This window comes from Pseudomonas sp. LB3P31 (genome assembly GCF_054897945.1).
This window is the reverse complement of record NZ_CM142710.1, coordinates 3,160,537-3,177,382: the sequence shown is the minus strand read 5'-3', so window position 1 is coordinate 3,177,382 and position 16,846 is coordinate 3,160,537. Positions and strand designations below refer to the sequence as shown.

14 protein-coding genes are annotated in these 16,846 nt (G+C 60.5%); 7 read left to right on the top strand and 7 right to left on the bottom strand.

Features of this window, described 5'->3' with window-relative positions:
• Positions 1-93: 93 nt before the first annotated feature.
• From ACYZTK_RS14375 to ACYZTK_RS14345, 7 genes are all read left to right on the top strand, one after another.
• Positions 94-675, top strand: a complete 582-nt coding sequence (locus ACYZTK_RS14375; RefSeq protein WP_053160698.1) for an alpha/beta hydrolase — start codon at positions 94-96, stop codon at positions 673-675.
• 54 nt (positions 676-729) lie between these two features.
• On the top strand, positions 730-1,659 hold the full coding sequence (locus tag ACYZTK_RS14370; RefSeq protein ID WP_462010504.1) for a sigma 54-interacting transcriptional regulator: 930 nt from the start codon (positions 730-732) through the stop codon (positions 1,657-1,659).
• Positions 1,660-1,919: 260 nt separating this feature from the next.
• Complete coding sequence (locus ACYZTK_RS14365; protein WP_462010503.1) at positions 1,920-2,702, top strand: MetQ/NlpA family ABC transporter substrate-binding protein; 783 nt, start codon at positions 1,920-1,922, stop codon at positions 2,700-2,702.
• 126 nt (positions 2,703-2,828) lie between these two features.
• Complete coding sequence (locus ACYZTK_RS14360; protein ID WP_462010502.1) at positions 2,829-3,962, top strand: RHS repeat-associated core domain-containing protein; 1,134 nt, start codon at positions 2,829-2,831, stop codon at positions 3,960-3,962.
• A 123-nt stretch (positions 3,963-4,085) separates the two neighbouring features.
• Positions 4,086-5,189: an efflux RND transporter periplasmic adaptor subunit gene (locus tag ACYZTK_RS14355; RefSeq protein WP_462010501.1), complete on the top strand. Its 1,104-nt coding sequence runs from the start codon at positions 4,086-4,088 to the stop codon at positions 5,187-5,189.
• Positions 5,186-6,253 (top strand): efflux RND transporter periplasmic adaptor subunit, encoded by a 1,068-nt coding sequence (locus ACYZTK_RS14350; protein WP_462010500.1) that lies wholly within the window; start codon positions 5,186-5,188, stop codon positions 6,251-6,253. The genes ACYZTK_RS14355 and ACYZTK_RS14350 overlap by 4 nt, the downstream gene beginning before the upstream one ends.
• Positions 6,250-9,303, top strand: coding sequence for an efflux RND transporter permease subunit (locus tag ACYZTK_RS14345; RefSeq protein ID WP_462010499.1), 3,054 nt, complete (start codon positions 6,250-6,252; stop codon positions 9,301-9,303). Before ACYZTK_RS14350 ends, ACYZTK_RS14345 begins: the two co-directional genes overlap by 4 nt.
• Positions 9,304-9,500: 197 nt before the next feature.
• Here the strand turns inward: ACYZTK_RS14345 and ACYZTK_RS14340 are convergent, their stop codons facing one another.
• The 7 genes from ACYZTK_RS14340 to ACYZTK_RS14310 all read right to left on the bottom strand — a co-directional run bounded on the left by ACYZTK_RS14340 (position 9,501) and on the right by ACYZTK_RS14310 (position 16,800).
• Positions 9,501-10,130, bottom strand: a complete 630-nt coding sequence (locus ACYZTK_RS14340) for a class I SAM-dependent methyltransferase (protein WP_462010498.1) — start codon at positions 10,128-10,130, stop codon at positions 9,501-9,503.
• 141 nt (positions 10,131-10,271) lie between these two features.
• Positions 10,272-10,916 (bottom strand): methionine ABC transporter permease, encoded by a 645-nt coding sequence (locus ACYZTK_RS14335; protein WP_218429572.1) that lies wholly within the window; start codon positions 10,914-10,916, stop codon positions 10,272-10,274.
• Positions 10,906-12,027, bottom strand: coding sequence for a methionine ABC transporter ATP-binding protein (locus tag ACYZTK_RS14330; protein ID WP_462010497.1), 1,122 nt, complete (start codon positions 12,025-12,027; stop codon positions 10,906-10,908). Before ACYZTK_RS14330 ends, ACYZTK_RS14335 begins: the two co-directional genes overlap by 11 nt.
• A gap of 2 nt (positions 12,028-12,029) precedes the next feature.
• The gene (locus tag ACYZTK_RS14325; RefSeq protein ID WP_462010496.1) at positions 12,030-12,839 is read right to left on the bottom strand and encodes a MetQ/NlpA family ABC transporter substrate-binding protein; all 810 of its coding nucleotides are present in this window, start codon (positions 12,837-12,839) and stop codon (positions 12,030-12,032) included.
• 128 nt (positions 12,840-12,967) lie between these two features.
• Positions 12,968-14,326, bottom strand: a complete 1,359-nt coding sequence (locus ACYZTK_RS14320; protein WP_462010495.1) for an LLM class flavin-dependent oxidoreductase — start codon at positions 14,324-14,326, stop codon at positions 12,968-12,970.
• Entirely contained in the window at positions 14,326-15,519 is a 1,194-nt protein-coding gene (locus ACYZTK_RS14315) for an SfnB family sulfur acquisition oxidoreductase (RefSeq protein ID WP_462010494.1), read from the bottom strand. The genes ACYZTK_RS14320 and ACYZTK_RS14315 overlap by 1 nt, the downstream gene beginning before the upstream one ends.
• A gap of 39 nt (positions 15,520-15,558) precedes the next feature.
• Positions 15,559-16,800: an SfnB family sulfur acquisition oxidoreductase gene (locus tag ACYZTK_RS14310; protein ID WP_462010493.1), complete on the bottom strand. Its 1,242-nt coding sequence runs from the start codon at positions 16,798-16,800 to the stop codon at positions 15,559-15,561.
• Between the last annotated feature and the right edge of the window lie 46 nt (positions 16,801-16,846).

The following is a 16,846-nucleotide window of genomic DNA, read 5'->3' as shown; positions in this document are numbered from 1 at the left end:
TAGGTATTAATAAATAGCTTCTTATTCCTTAACGAATATAACTCCACTCCCTATACTAGATCAGGAACAGACACGCAGCAGGAGAGTTCCCCCATGCGCAACGAATCAATTCGCTACCTGATTGTGCCGGGCTGGCAAGGATCGCCAGATGATCATTGGCAAAGCCACTGGCAGAACAGTTTGCCGAACAGCGCACGGGTGGAGCAGGCCGACTGGCTCACGCCGCGTCGTGAAGACTGGGTTGCCGCGCTGGCCGAGGCAATTGCGGCAGACAGCACGCCGGTCATCCTGATCGCTCATAGCCTGGGCTGCATCACGGTTGCGCATTGGGCGGCGGCTGCACCTGTGCAGTTTCTGCGGCAGGTGCGCGGCGCGTTGCTGGTCGCCCCGGCAGACGTCGAGCGTCCGGCCTGCGCGCCGGCCTTGCGCAACTTCGCGCCGATCCCGACCGACCTGCTGCCGTTCCCGAGCCAGGTCGTCAGCTCTGACAACGACAGCGCCGTCAGTGCCCCGCGGGCCTTGGAATTGGCGCGCAACTGGGGTGCCGAGGCGGGGATTCTGGCGGGGGCAGGGCACATCAATGTGAAGTCCGGCCACCAGCGCTGGGAGCAGGGTTTTGCTTATCTGTACCGCCTGCAGAACCGCATGGAACATCACGCCCTGCGTCGCGCCTGATTTTTTCTTTTTCAAACGCCCCCGTCCTCCGGCGGTTTTGGGCGGGAGTCTGCCATGAGTTTTGAAACCTTCGGCCAGCCGCTGCTGACCTTTCCCGACGCAGAAAAAAGCCCGCTGAGCATTCGCGCCAAGGCACTGGTGTTTGTCGACCCGCGTTCGCGGCAATTGCGCCAGGAGCTCGAGCAATTGGCGCCGCGCGCGATCTCTGTGCTGATTCGTGGCGAAACTGGCAGCGGCAAGGAGCTGCTGGCACGGCATATCCATCGTGCCAGTGATCGGGGCGGGCTGTTTGTGTCAGTCAACTGCGGCGCGATCAGCCCGACTTACGCCGATGCTGAATTGTTCGGTTATGCAGCCGGCAGCTACACCGGTGCAGCGAGCAGCCGGGCTGGCTGGTTTGGCTCGGCCAACGGCGGCACCCTGTACCTGGACGAGATCGGCGACCTGCCGTTGCCGATTCAGACCAAGTTGCTGGCGGCCCTGGAAAATCATGAAGTCACCCGCGTTGGCGCTCATCAGCCAAGCCCGGTAGATGTGCGGCTGGTGGCGGCGACCAGCATCGACCTGGCGCAAGCGGTGGCTGCGGGCAAATTCCACGAGCGGCTTTATCACTACCTGAGCGAAGGCCAGCTCGAACTGCCGGCGTTGCGCGAGCGGGTGGGCGACATCCTGTCGCTTTCTGAATACTTCCTCGGCATCTACAGCCAGCGCCTGGACCTTCCGGTGCCGCTGATCAGCGAGGCGGCGCAGCAAGTGCTGGAGCAGCACAGTTGGCCGGGCAATACCCGGGAGCTGGAGAACGTCATTCACTTTGCGTTGCTGGTGAGCACGGGCGACGAGATTCTGCCGGAGCATTTGAATCTGCCGACGGTGCCAAGTGCACTTGAGCTGATTGAACAGCGGGTTAAACACGTTCTGACAAAGGGCTCAGTTGCCGAAAAGGCAGCCCTTGGCCAACTGCTCAAGCAAGGCGGGCTGTTGTAGGAGCTGCCGAAGGCTGCGATCTTTTGATCTTGATTGTTCGGAGTTCTGATATCGCCACAATCAAAAGATCGCAGCCTCCGGCAGCTCCTACGATGATCGCGACCCGTATGAACAAAATGGAATATCAAAGTGAATAAAAGATATTACTCGGGAATAAAAAATCCCGGTATTGTCCGCGTCACGCCAGAGATAGCACTTCACTGGCACTCGTACTCTTAGCCGTCGTCGATGACGACCGCGATTTTCGATAAGGACACTGCATGAAAAAGGTTCTGTTGTTCACCGCATTGGCGGCTGCCCTGACCGCAAGCCTGGCCCAGGCTGGCGAAAAACTGGTAGTGGCGGCGACTCCGGTTCCACACGCCGAGATTCTTGAGCTGATCAAGCCAGCCCTCGCCAAAGAAGGCGTGGACCTGGAAATCAAAGTCTTCACCGACTACGTTCAGCCCAACGTACAGGTCGATCAGAAGCGTCTGGACGCCAACTACTTCCAGACCCTGCCGTACCTCGATAGCTTCAACAAAGGTAAAGGCACCAACCTGGTCACCGTGATCGGCGTGCACGTCGAACCTTTCGGCGGCTACTCGAAGAAAGTCAAAAGCTTGGCCGAACTGAAAGATGGCGCGACCATCGCTATCCCGAACGAAGGCAGCAACAGCGGCCGTGCCCTGATCCTGCTGCAGAAGGCTGGCCTGATCGAGTTGAAAGACCCGAAAAACGCTTTGGCCACCCCGAAAGACATCGCCAAGAACCCGCACAACTTCAAGTTCAAGGAACTCGAGTCGGCCATGCTGCCGCGGGTGCTGGATCAGGTCGATCTGGACATGATCAACACTAACTACGCGCTGGAAGCTGGCTTGAACCCGGCTAAAGACGCACTGGTTATCGAAGGTGCCGATTCGCCTTACGTGAACTTCCTGGTGGCGCGTCCGGACAACAAGGACAGCGCAGCCATCCAGAAGCTGGCCAAAGCGTTGACCAGCCCTGAAGTGAAGGCTTTCATCGAGAAGAAATACAGCGGCGCGGTACTGCCTGCGTTCTGATTGATCGTTCTACGGTTGCTAACGCCGACGGCTTGTAAAGTGTCGGCGTTTTTTTGTACCTAGCATTTGTGATAGGTGCCAGCGTTTGGATTTGGGCGCAAGCTCAGCAGCCGGCCAGGATTACTTATGACGAATTCTCAGCACGTGGTTTGTCGGTATCGCTATGACGCCCTGGATGTGCTGGTCGGACTCGAGACCGGGCAAACCGCATTGCAGCGGTTTTATCGTCACCGTCATCTGGTGACGGAGCTGCGAGACCAGGCTAGCCAATGCGTGTTCCAGCAGGACGATCAGCTATTGGCTGTCCAATCGCACACGGGCAGTAACCTCGTCAGCCGATTACTGGTCACCGACCATCAGCGTTCGGTTTTGCAACTGAGCGATCCCGCAGGGCTTTTGTCTCTGGTCTACTCGGCCTACGGTCATTGTCCGGCCGATAGTGGTTTCAACAGCCTGCTGAACTTCAATGGTGAGCGGCCAGACCCGTTGACCGGACATTATCTGCTGGGCAACGGACATCGGGCTTTCAACCCGGCGCTGATGCGTTTTAATAGCCCAGATCGTTTGAGCCCGTTTGGCCGAGGTGGGCTGAATGCCTATGCATACTGCCTCGGGGATCCGGTCAATTTCAGAGATCCGACGGGGCAGTTTGTTGATATCGCTAAAATCCTTACCAGTGTTGGCGGGCTTTTTAACTCGGTCATCAGCCTGAGGCCGGGCATTGCCTTTCAAGTAGCTATGGACGCCCTGGCCAATGGCGCGGTGTTTCGATTGCCCCTGAGGCCTGTACTCGGTGCCGTGGCGTCCGTCACTGCGGGAGTGACGGGGGTTGGCGGCGCTGCGTTAGGCGTTGCAAGCACGGTTGTTTCCGCCATCAATCCTGCCTCGTCCTTGCTTGAACCGGCAGCCAAAACTGCTCTGGGACTGATGGCGGGGTCAGTTGCAGGAAGATTTGTTTCCTGGTGGGCGGCACGTAATCCGCAAGTAGTCCCGGCCTTGACTCGTCTGGCAAGGGGATCACCGGTTACTGGCAGACCGACGACACGCGCCTCAGGATCGAGACGTCAGGACGTCGTGATTGAGATGGGCTCCGTCACCCCTTCAGCACCTCCTCCTGTCTCGCCAACTACGCCGAGGCCTTCCGCGCCACTTCAGACACCAGGGACAATTGGATTTGAAGGCTTCAGTTTCGAGCAGAGCAGCGGACTGCCTGACGTTTCGGTAAGTGCCACCAACATCCGCCGTCGCAACAGCCGTTAAAATGGCGACGGGGATCAATGCGTTATGGTTTATTTGACGTCCATCAGAGTCACCCTCGGAACCCTGTCCTAAGCTCACAGTCGTATCGACAATCGCACGCCCGTACAACGCAAAGGAGTCTGCATGGCTGGTCCCGGATTGAAAGTGGTGGTTGGGCTGAGCCTCCTGGCTTTGCTGACCGCTTGCGGCGACAAAGAACCGGTTGAGAAGGACCGTCCGCGGGTGTTCGTGCAGGAGGTCAAACTGGCGGATTATGCGGCTTCGGTGACGCTGACTGGCGATGTCCAGGCGCGGGTGCAGACCGAGCTGTCGTTCCGCGTGGGTGGCAAGATCATCCAGCGCATGGTCGATGTCGGTGACCGCGTATCGGCAAAGCAGGTCCTGGCCAAGCTGGACCCCAAGGACCTGCAGACCAACGTCGATTCGGCGCAAGCCCAGGTTACCGCCGAACAGGCGCGGGTCAAGCAAACCGCTGCGGCGTTCGTGCGCCAGCAAAAGCTCCTGCCCAAGGGCTACACCAGCCAGAGCGAATTCGATTCCGCCCAGGCCGCCTTGCGCAGCAGCCAGAGTGCACTGACGGCGGCACAGGCGCAGCTGGCAAACGCCCGCGAACAATTGAGCTACACCTCGCTGATTGCCGATGCACCGGGTGTGATTACTGCTCGCCAGGCCGAAGTCGGCCAGGTGGTACAAGCCACGGTGCCGATTTTCAGCCTGGCCCGGGATGGCGAACGTGATGCGGTGTTCAACATCTACGAGTCGCTGCTGACCGAAGCCCCGGACGACAAGACAGTGGTGGTTAGCCTGCTCGATAATCCCGCGATCAAGACCACCGGCACCGTCCGCGAAATCACCCCGGCCGTTTCCGCGCAGACCGGCACCGTGCAGGTAAAAGTTACCCTTCATGGTTTGCCAGAGGGCATGCAGCTCGGTTCAGTGGTAAGCGCCACAGCCAAGACTCCCGGCAAATCCGCCGTGGTCCTGCCATGGTCGGCGCTGACCAAAAACATCAGCGAACCCGCAGTGTGGCGAGTGGACAGCGAAGGCAAGGTGGAGCTGCATACGGTCACCGTCGGTCGTTACCTGACCGGCAAAGTCATCATCAGCGACGGCCTGAATGCTGGCGACAAAGTGGTCATCGCCGGCGGTCAATTACTGCACCCTGGCGTCAAAGTTGAAATCGCCGAAAACACCTATAAGGATCTTGAAGTGGGGAACCAGCCATGAAGCGCCTGTTGCTGGTTTTAGCCGGGGTCATGCTGGCTGCCTGCTCGAAAAAAGAACCGCCACCAGAGCCCGTACGTCCGGTGCTGTCGATCAAGGTGCTGGCGCTCAACGAGGAAACCCTCGGGCGCTTCGCCGGCAGTATCCAGGCGCGTTATGAAAGCAACGTCGGGTTCCGTGTGCCGGGGCGCATCGCCAGCCGCAATGTCGATGTGGGCGCCGAAGTCGAGAAAGGCGCGTTGCTCGCCACACTCGACCCCACGGATCAGCAGAACCAGTTACGCGCAGCCCAGGGCGACCTGGCGAAGATCCAGGCGCAACTGATCAACGCCCAGGCCAATGCCCGCCGCCAGCAGGAACTGTTCAATCGCGGCGTGGGTGCCCAGGCACAACTGGATATTGCCCAGACCGACCTGAAAACTACCCAGGCCTCTCTTGATCAAGCCAGGGCGGCGGTCAATCAGGCCAAGGATCAACTCGGCTACGTCGAGCTGCGCACCGATCACAAGGCGATCGTCACGGCGTGGAATGCCGAGGCCGGGCAGGTCGTCACGGCGGGTCAGCAAGTAGTGACTCTGGCGCAGCCGGACATCAAGGAAGCGGTGATCGACCTGCCGGACACCCTGGTCGATCAATTGCCTGCGGACGTGGTGTTCCAGGTCGCCGCGCAACTGGACCCGAGCATCACCACCACCGCCATCGTTCGTGAAATCGAGCCCCAGGCACAAAGCGCGACCCGTACCCGACGTGCGCGTCTGACGCTGACTGATCCGCCGCCGGGCTTTCGCCTCGGCACAGCCATCAGCGTGACGCTCAGCTCGGCGATCAAGCCGCGCATCGAGTTGCCTGTTACCGCGCTGCAGGAGGTGGATGGCAAGTCGCGCATCTGGGTAATCGACGCACAAACCCAAACCGTTTCCCCGCGAGACGTCAGCCTGGTCAGCCGCACCGACACCAGCGTCGTTCTGGCCGAAGGCGTTAAATCTGGCGAGCGTGTGGTCAGCGCCGGCGTGAACAGCCTGAAACCCGGGCAGAAAGTCAAAATCGACGAGGAAAGCCCACAATGAAAGGGAGTTTCAATTTATCCGAATGGGCCCTCAAACATCAGTCATTTGTCTGGTATTTGATGTTCGTCGCGTTGCTGATGGGCGTGTTCTCGTACATGAACCTGGGTCGCGAGGAAGACCCCTCGTTCACCATCAAGACCATGGTCATCCAGACCCGCTGGCCGGGCGCGACTCAGGAAGAAACGCTCAAGCAGGTCACTGATCGCATTGAGAAAAAACTCGAGGAACTTGACTCCCTCGATTACGTGAAAAGCTATACGCGACCCGGCGAATCCACGGTGTTCGTGTACCTGCGCGACACCACCAGTGCCGAGGACATCCCGCAAATCTGGTACCAGGTGCGCAAGAAGATCAACGACATTCGCGGTGACTTCCCCAAAGGCCTGCAAGGACCGGGGTTCAACGACGAATTCGGTGATGTGTACGGCTCGGTCTACGCCTTCACCGCTGATGGCTTGTCGTTGCGTCAGCTGCGTGACTACGTCGAACAGGTCCGTGCGCAGATCCGCGATGTGCCAGGGCTGGGCAAGGTCGAGATGATCGGCGAGCAGGACGAAGTGCTCTACCTGAACTTCTCCACCCGTAAACTCGCGGCGCTCGGCATCGACCAGCGCCAGGTGGTGCAGAGCCTGCAATCACAGAACGCGGTGACTCCCGCCGGTGTGATCGAGGCAGGGCCTGAGCGGATCTCGGTACGCACTTCCGGCCAGTTCGCCTCGGAAAAAGACCTGGCTGACGTCAATCTCAAGCTCAACGATCGCTTCTATCGCTTGGCCGACATCGCGGAAATCAGCCGCGGCTATGTCGACCCGGCAACCCCGGAATTCCGGTTCAACGGCCAGACCGCCATCGGCCTGGCGATCGCCATGAAGAAGGGTGGCAACATCCAGGAATTCGGCAAGGCCCTGCACCAACGCATGGAGGAGCTGACCGCCGACCTGCCGGTGGGTGTCGGCGTGCACAGCGTTTCCGACCAGGCCGAAGTGGTGGAAAAAGCTGTTGGCGGTTTCACCAGCGCGTTGTTCGAAGCAGTGGTGATCGTGCTGATCGTCAGCTTCATCAGCCTCGGCGTGCGTGCCGGGCTGGTGGTGGCATGCTCGATTCCGCTGGTGCTGGCGATGGTTTTCGTGTTCATGGAGTACAGCGGCATCACCATGCAGCGGATCTCCCTGGGCGCCTTGATCATCGCCCTCGGCCTGCTGGTGGACGACGCGATGATCACGGTGGAGATGATGGTTACGCGCCTGGAGATGGGCGAGACCAAGGAGCAGGCGGCGACGTTCGCCTACACCTCGACGGCCTTCCCAATGCTCACCGGTACGCTGGTGACCGTCGCCGGTTTTGTGCCGATCGGCCTCAACGCCAGCTCGGCGGGCGAGTACACCTTCACCCTGTTTGCGGTGATCGCGGTGGCGATGCTGGTGTCGTGGGTGGTCGCGGTGCTGTTCGCCCCGGTGATTGGCGTGCACATCCTCAGCGCCAACGTGAAGCCGCACAATGCCGAACCCGGGCGTGTTGGTCGGGCGTTCAACGGTGGCATGCTGTGGGCGATGCGCAATCGCTGGTGGGCAATCGGCATCACCATTGCGCTGTTCGTGGCTTCGGTGTTCTCCATGCAATTTGTGCAGAACCAGTTCTTCCCGTCTTCAGACCGTCCGGAAATTCTCGTCGACCTTAACCTGCCGCAGAACGCTTCCATCGCCGAAACGCGCAAGGCGGTGAACAAGCTTGAAGAAACGCTCAAGGGCGATCCGGACATCGTGCGCTGGAGCACCTACATCGGCGAAGGGGCGATCCGTTTCTACCTGCCCCTCGACCAGCAATTGCAGAACCCGTACTACGCGCAATTGATCATCGTCAGCAAAGGCCTGGAATCGCGTGAAGCGCTGAGCCAGCGCTTGCGCGAACGTCTGCGCAAGGATTTCGTCGGCATTGGCAGCTACGTCCAGGCCCTGGAAATGGGCCCGCCGGTGGGGCGTCCGATCCAGTACCGGGTCAGCGGCAAGGACATCGACCAAGTGCGCAAGCACGCGATCGCCCTGGCCACCGAGTTGGACAAAAACTCGCACATTGGCGAGATCATCTACGACTGGAACGAGCCGGGTAAGGTCCTGCGCATCGATATCGCCCAGGACAAGGCGCGGCAACTGGGGCTGTCTTCGGAAGACGTGGCCAACCTGATGAACAGCATCGTGGTAGGTGCGCCGGTGACCCAGGTGGATGACGATATCTACCTGATCAACGTCGTGGGCCGTGCGGTGGACGCTGAACGCGGCACGCCGGAAACTCTACAGAATCTGCAGATCGTCACGCCGGGTGGCACTTCGATTCCGCTGTTGTCGTTTGCGACGGTGCGCTATGAATTGGAGCAGCCATTGGTGTGGCGGCGTGATCGCAAGCCGACCATTACCATCAAGGCGGCGGTGCGCGACGAAATTCAGCCGACGGACCTGGTCAAGCAACTCAAACCGGCCATCGACCAGTTCGCGTCGAGCCTGCCGGTGGGATACAAGGTTGCCACGGGCGGTACGGTCGAGGAGAGCGGCAAGGCCCAGGGGCCGATCGCCAAGGTTGTGCCGCTGATGCTATTCCTGATGGCGACGTTCCTGATGATCCAGTTGCACAGCGTGCAGAAGCTGTTCCTGGTAGCCAGTGTCGCGCCGCTCGGGTTGATCGGCGTGGTGCTGGCGCTGATCCCGACGGGTACGCCGATGGGCTTCGTGGCGATCCTGGGGATTCTCGCGCTGATCGGCATCATCATCCGCAACTCGGTAATCCTGGTGACGCAGATCGAGGCGTTCGAGAAGGACGGCTATTCACCCTGGGATTCAGTGGTGCAAGCCACCGAACACCGGCGCCGGCCGATTCTGCTGACGGCGGCGGCCGCGAGCCTGGGGATGATCCCGATTGCCCGGGAAGTGTTCTGGGGGCCGATGGCCTACGCGATGATCGGCGGCATCATCATCGCCACGTTGCTGACGCTGCTGTTTTTGCCGGCGCTGTATGTGGCCTGGTACAAGATCCGCGAGCCGAAACCAGAGGCGCAATAAAGCGAGCGCTTCGCGCTCATCGCGAGCAGGCTCACTCCTACAGTTGACCGAGTTGTCCCGGCGGACGCGGTCTCCTGTGGGAGCGGGCTTGCTCTCGAAGGCGTCCTAACATTTGGCCAGGTTTTCCAAGCCGAACGCGGTCTCCTGTAGGAGTGAGCCTGCTCCGGGCGGCGTTCCGACGATGGCGTCCTGTCAGACTACCCCGGCTTACGCCAGACACTCGCCAACCAAGGCTGCTGCTCCCGCGGCAGCCCCTCCGGCCGGTAGTAATGCTCCAACTCTACAAATCCCGCATCGGTCAGCAATTGCTGCCACGCCTGCAAGTCGTGATACGCCCCATACCGCGGCCCGTTCCAGCCCTCCTGGTTCTGCCCACGCGGATTTGAACTGAACAACACCCCACCCGCCTTCAGCGCCCCACGCAATTGCTGCAACACCCGAGGCAATTCCTGCCGCGGAATGTGAAACAACACCGCATTGGCAAAAATCCCGTCGAAGCATTCATCGGGCAAGTCCAGCTTCAGGAAGTCCTGCTGCCAGACCTCACAGCCACTGTCCTCGCGGGCCATCTGTGCCAGTTTTTCCGAGCCATCCAGGCCCACGGCCGTGTGCCCCATACGCGTGAACGTCTGCAAATCACGACCCGGCCCACAGCCAAAATCAAGAATGTCGAACGGCGCGGTACCCTGGATATGCCGCAGCAGCGCGTCGATGTTCTGGCTGACATCATGGTCGCGAGTGCCCTCGCGAAAGCCCTCGGCCACTGAGTTGTAATGGTCCAGGGTGGTAGCGGTAATTTTTTGCAGGTCGTCGGGGGACTGTTTCATGGTGGGCTGCGCGGAGAATGGGGATGTGCCGAATATACGCCATCAAGCAGAGGGCTGCTGCGCAGCCCATTCGCGAGCAAGGGTCTGCGACATACCCGCTCACGTAGGAGCTGCCGCAGGCTGCGATCTTTTGATCTTGATTCAACGCTTGTTCAACCCCCGAGCCAACCGATCTCCGCCCAACTGAATCACCGCCACCAACACCACCAGCAAGACAATCACCGTCAGCATGATCTGACTATCAAACCGCTGATAGCCGTATCGATACGCAATGTCCCCCAACCCACCCGCTCCAATCGCACCAGCCATGGCCGAAGAGTTGATCATGGTGACCAGGGTGATAGTGAACCCACCGACAATCCCCGGCAGCGCTTCGGGCAACAACACGTGCCAGACAATGTGCCAACGCCGGCAACCCATCGCTTGTGCCGCTTCGATCAGCCCATGGTCAACCTCGCGCAGGCTGACCTCGGCAATCCGCGCAAAGAACGGCGTAGCGGCAATCGTCAGTGGCACCACGGCCGCCCAGACGCCGTAGGTAGTGCCGACGATCAGCCGGGTGAACGGAATCAGCGCCACCATCAAAATCAAAAACGGAATCGAGCGGAACAGGTTCACGAACGCGCCTAATGCGCGGTTGAGCGCCGGAGCCTCGTAGATGCCGCCCCTGGAACTGGTGACCAGGATTACCGCCAGCGGAATACCCGCCAGCAGCGCGATCAACGACGACACGCCCACCATCAGGAAGGTGTCGATGAAGCCTTGCAGCAAGCGATCAAACCACATAGCCCAGCACCTCTACCTGTTGCGCCCATTGCCCGGCACGTTGACGCAGTTCCTGTGCATTCAGAGACGAGCCGGCTACCGCCAGCAGCAGTTGCCCGAGGGCATGCCCCTGAATGCGTTCCACACCGCCTTGCAGCAGGCGCACGCGGCCGCCGAGGGCGCTGAACAAAGCGGCCAGGTCCGGCTCGTCGTTGGCGCTGCCAGTGAATTGCAAGCGCAGCACCACCGCCGCCGCCTCTGACTGGGGCTGCGCCTGCAAGCGGCTTTGCAGCTCTTGCGGCAGGGCGTGTTGCAGCGGCGCGAGCAAGCTCTTGCTGACTTCGTGTTGCGGGTCGCCAAACACTTCCCAGACCGGCCCCTGTTCGACGACCCGGCCGTGCTCCAGCACCACGACGCGGTCGCAGATATCGCGGATCACGGCCATCTCATGGGTGATCAGGACGATGGTCAGGCCCAGGCGCTGATTGATCTCGCGCAACAGGCCGAGGATCGATTGCGTGGTCTCCGGGTCAAGTGCCGAAGTCGCTTCGTCGCACAGCAGAATCGCCGGCTCGTGCACCAGTGCCCTGGCAATGCCGACTCGTTGTTTCTGCCCGCCGGACAGCTGCGCCGGGTAGGACTTGTGCTTGCCTTCCAGGCCCACCAGTTCCAGCAGTTCGCGGACCTTCTGCTCGCGTTTTTCCTTGGGCACCCCGGCCACTTTCAGCGGCAGTTCGACGTTCTGCCACACGGTCTTGGCCGACATCAGGTTGAAGTGCTGGAAGATCATGCCGATGCGCCGCCGCAGCGCCACCAGACGGTCTTCATCAAACTCGCCGATGTCGACCTGATCGATCAGCACCCGGCCACTGCTCGGTTGTTCGAGGCGGTTGATGGTGCGGATCAGCGAGGACTTGCCGGCGCCGCTGCGACCGATGATGCCGAACACTTCGCCGCGCTGGATCGCCAGGTCGATGCCCTGCAGGGCCGCTACCGGACCCTGCTTGCCGTCGTAGGTCTTACCCAGGCCGATGAAGCGCACGTGGGCACGGTTGAGGTCCGGGTGCAGCTCGGCTTGTTGCGCATTACGTTGCTCTGGAATATCCAGTCGCAGTTGCGTGGCAGCGGTCATTCTCAGCTTTCCCAGCCAGCTTGATAGAGCTTGCCGTGGGCTTTATCCAGGGCTGCGCGAACGGCTGGGGAGTGCTGGTAGATGTCGACGAACTTGATCAGGCGCGGGTCGGTCTTGCTCTTTGGCTGGATCACGAACTGGATTACGTATTCCTTGTGATCGAGGCCGTCGAACAGCAGGGCAGAGCCGGCATCGAAGGTCTTGGACAGGCGGATGTAGGCCGGGTAGCCCTGCACCAGGTCGGCGTCATCGTAGGCGCGTACCAGTTGCACGGCTTCGACCTGGAGGATCTTGATTTTCTTCGGATTGGCGACGATGTCTTCTTCGGTGGCTTTGTAGCCGACGCCCGGTTTGAGAGTGATCAGACCGGCCTTGGCCAGCAGCTGCAAGCCACGGCCGCTGTTGATCGGGTCATTGGCGATGGCAACGGTGGCGCCTTCTGGCAGCTCGTCGAAGCTTGTGTATTTTTTCGAGTAGAGACCGACGTTGTTGATGATTCCCGGTGCGAACGGCACCAGATCAAAACCGGCAGCGGTCTTGGCGTTCTCCAGAAACGGGATGTGCTGGAAGTAGTTCACGTCGATGTCACCGGCGGCGAGGCTGACGTTGGGAGCGATCCAGTCGCTGAACTCGACGAGTTCGACCTTCAGTCCTTGCTTGTTGGCTTCCTCGACGGCGGCTTCCAGGGGGATGGCGAAGGCAGCGGTGGTGCCGACTTTCAACGGTGCGTCGGCGGCGAAGGACACTGAGCTGAAGAGGCCGAGGGCCAGGGCCAGTGCTTTGACTGGGTGAGAGAGGTGTTTTTTGGTCATGATGGTTTTTCCAGTCAGTGCATGAATTTGGGTTGTCAGGTAGGGCCTCATCGCGAGCAGGCTCACTCCTACAGGGATCGTGTGAACACCGGAAATCCACTGTAGGAGTGAGCCTGCTCGCGATGCTTTTAGCGGCGAAACGCGGAGCCAGTGTGTTGCTCAGGCAAATGCGCCCCTGCATGAAACAGCTTCTCCCGCAAACTGCCGTCGTCATACGCGGTCTTGTACGACCCACGACGCTGCAGCTCCGGGATCACCAGTTCGATGAAGTCCACATAACTTTCCGGGGTGACGATGCGCGTCAGGTTGAAGCCATCGAGTCCGGTTTCGGCGATCCAGGACTCCAGCTCATCCGCGACTTGCGCAGGCGAACCCACGATCGTGATATAGCGGCCACCCAACGCGTGTTGCTCAAGCAATTTGCGTCGGGTCCAGTCATTGTTCTGCAGGTTTTTGGTCGCCGACTGGATGGCGTTGCTCTTCACATACTGAATCGGTTCATCGATCTCGTATTCGGAAAAATCGATCCCGGTGGAGGCCGAAAAGTGCGCAACGCCGGCTTCGGCGCTGGCATAACTCAGATACTCGGCGTGCTTGGCCCACGCTAGTTCGGCCGTCTCGCCGACGATCACATTCAGACCCATGAACACCTTGATGTCCTCGGGATTACGCCCGGCCTCGACGGCACTGGCGCGCACCTTGTCCACTTGAACCCTGGTCGACGGTTTGTTCTGGCCGCTGATGAACACGCATTCGGCGTGACGCCCGGCGAACAGCAAACCGCGATCCGAACTACCGGCCTGGAACAGCACCGGCGTGCGTTGCGGAGACGGTTCGCAGAGGTGATAGCCCTCGACCTGATAAAACTCCCCCTGGTGCTCGACCTTGTGCACCTTGTCCGGGTGCGCATAGACCCTTTGCGCGGGGTCGTTGACTACCGCGCCATTCTCCCAGCTGCCTTCCCAGAGCTTGTAGAGCACTTGCAGATACTCATCGGCCTGATCGTAGCGCCGGTCATGTTCGACCTGTTCGCTCAGGCCCATGGCCTTGGCGGCGCTGTCGAGATAACCGGTGACGATGTTCCAGCCGACCCGGCCACGACTCAGATGGTCGAGCGTGGACATGCGACGGGCGAACAGATACGGCGGCTCGTAAGTGAGGTTCGCGGTCAGGCCGAAGCCGAGGTTGCGGGTAACGGCGGCCATGGCCGAAACCAGCAGCAGCGGGTCGTTGACCGGTAACTGAATCGATTCCTTGAGCGGTACGTCTACCGAATTCTGGTAGACGTCGTACACGCCGACGATGTCCGCAATAAACAGCCCGTCGAACAGCCCGCGCTCGAGCAGTTGCGCCAGTTCAGTCCAGTACTCGATGGTTTTGTATTGGGTGGAGTTGTCCCGAGGATGAGTCCACAGGCCATGGTTGATGTGCCCGATGCAGTTCATGTTGAACGCGTTGAGCAGGATTTTCTTTTTCGCGGCGGCCATCAGATGGTCCCCCGCAGTGGCGGGTTTGCATCGTTGAGGTAGTAGTTGCCGACGGCGTGGTACTTCCAGCGCACCGGGTCGTGCAACGTGTGCACCCGCGCGTTGCGCCAGTGGCGATCCAGGCCATGTTCGATCAGGGTCGCCTGGCTGCCTGCCAATTCGAACAGCGTGCTGCTGGCGGCCAGAGAAATTTCAGTACTGATGGCGCGGGCCTCGGCGACGGCGATCGAGGCCGCCGCGACGGACTCGGCGTTAGTGTCAGCCTGGGCTCTATCGAGGTATTCGCCAGCGCGTTCCAACAGTGCTTCGGTAGCGTGCAGGCGAATGCTCAAGTGGCCGAAGCTCTTGATGGTCAGCGGGTCGTCAGTGGCTTTTTCATGGGTGGCGTCGATCCACGGGCGGGTCTTGGTGCGCACGAAGTGCAGTGCATCTTCATAGGCCGCGCGGGCTATTCCGGTGTCAATCGCGGCGTGGAGAATCTGCGCCAGCGGCCCGACCGGTGTTGGCCGTTCGAAAGCGCTTTGAAACGGGATCACGTCCGCGGCTGCGACAAACACATCTTCGAACACCACCGAACCGCTGCCAGTCGTGCGCTGGCCGAAGCCGCTCCAGTCGTCGATGACCGTCAGGCCCTTGCTATCACGCGGCACGAATGCTAGTTGCTGCACGCCGTGCTCATCCACCACCGAGGTGGGGATGCGCTGGGCATAGATGGCGCCAGTGGCGTAGAACTTGCGGCCGTTGATGCGATAGCCGTCGCCCTCTCTGGTCAGACGGGTGACGCGGTCGTGGGCAGTTTTGGTACCGAGTTCGGCGAGTGCATTGCCGAAGCGCTGGCCGGCCAACACTTCCGCGTACAGGCGTTTTTTCTGTTCGGCGCTGCCATTTACCCGCAGCACTTCGAGGGCGTAGAAATGGTTTTGCGGAATTTGTCCGAGGGAGCCGTCGGCCTGGGCGATCAGTGCGATGACCTTGGCCAGGGTGACGTTGGATACGCCTGCGCCGCCGTACTCTTTCGGCACGCTGATGCCCCACAGGCCCGAGCGGGAAAACACTTCAAGTTCCGGGTGGGGCAAGCGGCGCTCGCGGTCGCGCAGGGCGCTGTCGCGCTTGAAGTCATCGGCCAGGTCACTGGCAACGACCAACGCTTGCTCGTCGCTGGTTATGACCGCGACGTGGTGGGAAATAGGCATGTGTTTCTCCAGGGATCTGGTCAAAAATGTTCTGGTGGGTCAAATCCAGGAGTGACGAGCTGGCAAGGTGCCGTTCAGGTGGTAAGTGCCCACGGCGTGGTATTTCCAGCGCACCGGATCGTGCAGCGTGTGCACCCGCGCATTGCGCCAGTGACGGTCGAGATTGAATTCGGCGAGGGTGGCGCGGCTGCCGGCCAGTTCGAACAGTTTCTCGCTGGCCTGCAGCGAAATTTCCGTGGTCAGCACTTTGGCTTCGGCCACGGCAATCGAGGCATGGGCCGCAGACTCCGCGGTGAGAGGGGCGGCGCTGACCTGGTCGAGGACTTTGCCGGCCTTGCGCAACAGCGCTTCGGCAGCATGCAGTTCGATTTTCAGTTTGCCGATGTCCGCGATGACATACAGGTCGTCGCTGGCTCGCTCAACCTGTGCGTCGATCCATGGGCGGGCGCGGGTTTTCACGAACTCGATGGCGTCGTCGATGGCGCCTCGAGCGATACCGGCGTCAATCGCTGCCTGAATCAGCTGCGAGACGGCGCCCTGGATATTCGGCTTGTCGTTGATCTTCCAGTTATCCACCACCAGTTCGGCTTCGACCTGCACGTTGTTGAGCAAAATAGTGCCGCTGGCGGTGGTGCGCTGGCCGAACCCCGACCAGTCATCAACGATGCGCAAACCCGGCGTGCCGCGACGGACGAAGGCCAGCACTTGTTTGCCGTCGTCGTTCAGCGCTTTGACGGCCACCCAATGCGCGAACAGCGCGCCAGTGGAATAAAACTTCTGGCCGTTGATCACGAAATCTTCGCCACTGGGGGTGATTCGCGCTTTGAGTTCCAGGGTGTTTTTGGTGCCGCGCTCAGGACCGGCGTTACCGATCCGCCAGCCCTCAAGCACGCTTCTGAACAGCTGTTTTTTTTGCGCTTCGGTGGCGCTGCCGAGCAACAGGTGAAGGATGCCGAACTGGTTCTGCGGGATCTGCCCCAGTGCCGGGTCAGCTGCAGAAATGATCGCGAACACCTCGGCCAGGGTCACGAAGGAAACCTGTGGGCCGCCGTACTCGCGGGGAATGGAAATACTGCCCAGGCCACTGCGGGTGAACTGTTCTATTTCCGACCAGGGCAACTTGCGTTGCTGGTCGCGTCTGGCCGCTTGCAGTCGCGCTACCTGCGCGAGTTCGTGGGCGGCCTTGATGGCTTGCGCATCGTTGCGCAAGACTTGCGCGGGCAATACCAAGGGGGCGATGTCCAGATCACTCTGGACAAGTGCATCTGCCAGACTGGACATCAGCGCCACTCCTTGGCTGCACGCAATGCCCTGGCGTTCTGCACTG

Bases quoted from the DNA above. Each gene is read 5' to 3' on its own strand.
- ACYZTK_RS14375 (WP_053160698.1), top strand. From the start codon at position 94: ATGCGCAACGAATCAATTCGCTACCTGATTGTGCCGGGCTGGCAAGGA.
- ACYZTK_RS14370 (WP_462010504.1), top strand. From the start codon at position 730: ATGAGTTTTGAAACCTTCGGCCAGCCGCTGCTGACCTTTCCCGACGCA.
- ACYZTK_RS14365 (WP_462010503.1), top strand. From the start codon at position 1,920: ATGAAAAAGGTTCTGTTGTTCACCGCATTGGCGGCTGCCCTGACCGCA.
- ACYZTK_RS14360 (WP_462010502.1), top strand. From the start codon at position 2,829: ATGACGAATTCTCAGCACGTGGTTTGTCGGTATCGCTATGACGCCCTG.
- ACYZTK_RS14355 (WP_462010501.1), top strand. From the start codon at position 4,086: ATGGCTGGTCCCGGATTGAAAGTGGTGGTTGGGCTGAGCCTCCTGGCT.
- ACYZTK_RS14350 (WP_462010500.1), top strand. From the start codon at position 5,186: ATGAAGCGCCTGTTGCTGGTTTTAGCCGGGGTCATGCTGGCTGCCTGC.
- ACYZTK_RS14345 (WP_462010499.1), top strand. From the start codon at position 6,250: ATGAAAGGGAGTTTCAATTTATCCGAATGGGCCCTCAAACATCAGTCA.
- ACYZTK_RS14340 (WP_462010498.1), bottom strand. From the start codon at position 10,130: ATGAAACAGTCCCCCGACGACCTGCAAAAAATTACCGCTACCACCCTG.
- ACYZTK_RS14335 (WP_218429572.1), bottom strand. From the start codon at position 10,916: ATGTGGTTTGATCGCTTGCTGCAAGGCTTCATCGACACCTTCCTGATG.
- ACYZTK_RS14330 (WP_462010497.1), bottom strand. From the start codon at position 12,027: ATGACCGCTGCCACGCAACTGCGACTGGATATTCCAGAGCAACGTAAT.
- ACYZTK_RS14325 (WP_462010496.1), bottom strand. From the start codon at position 12,839: ATGACCAAAAAACACCTCTCTCACCCAGTCAAAGCACTGGCCCTGGCC.
- ACYZTK_RS14320 (WP_462010495.1), bottom strand. From the start codon at position 14,326: ATGGCCGCCGCGAAAAAGAAAATCCTGCTCAACGCGTTCAACATGAAC.
- ACYZTK_RS14315 (WP_462010494.1), bottom strand. From the start codon at position 15,519: ATGCCTATTTCCCACCACGTCGCGGTCATAACCAGCGACGAGCAAGCG.
- ACYZTK_RS14310 (WP_462010493.1), bottom strand. From the start codon at position 16,800: ATGTCCAGTCTGGCAGATGCACTTGTCCAGAGTGATCTGGACATCGCC.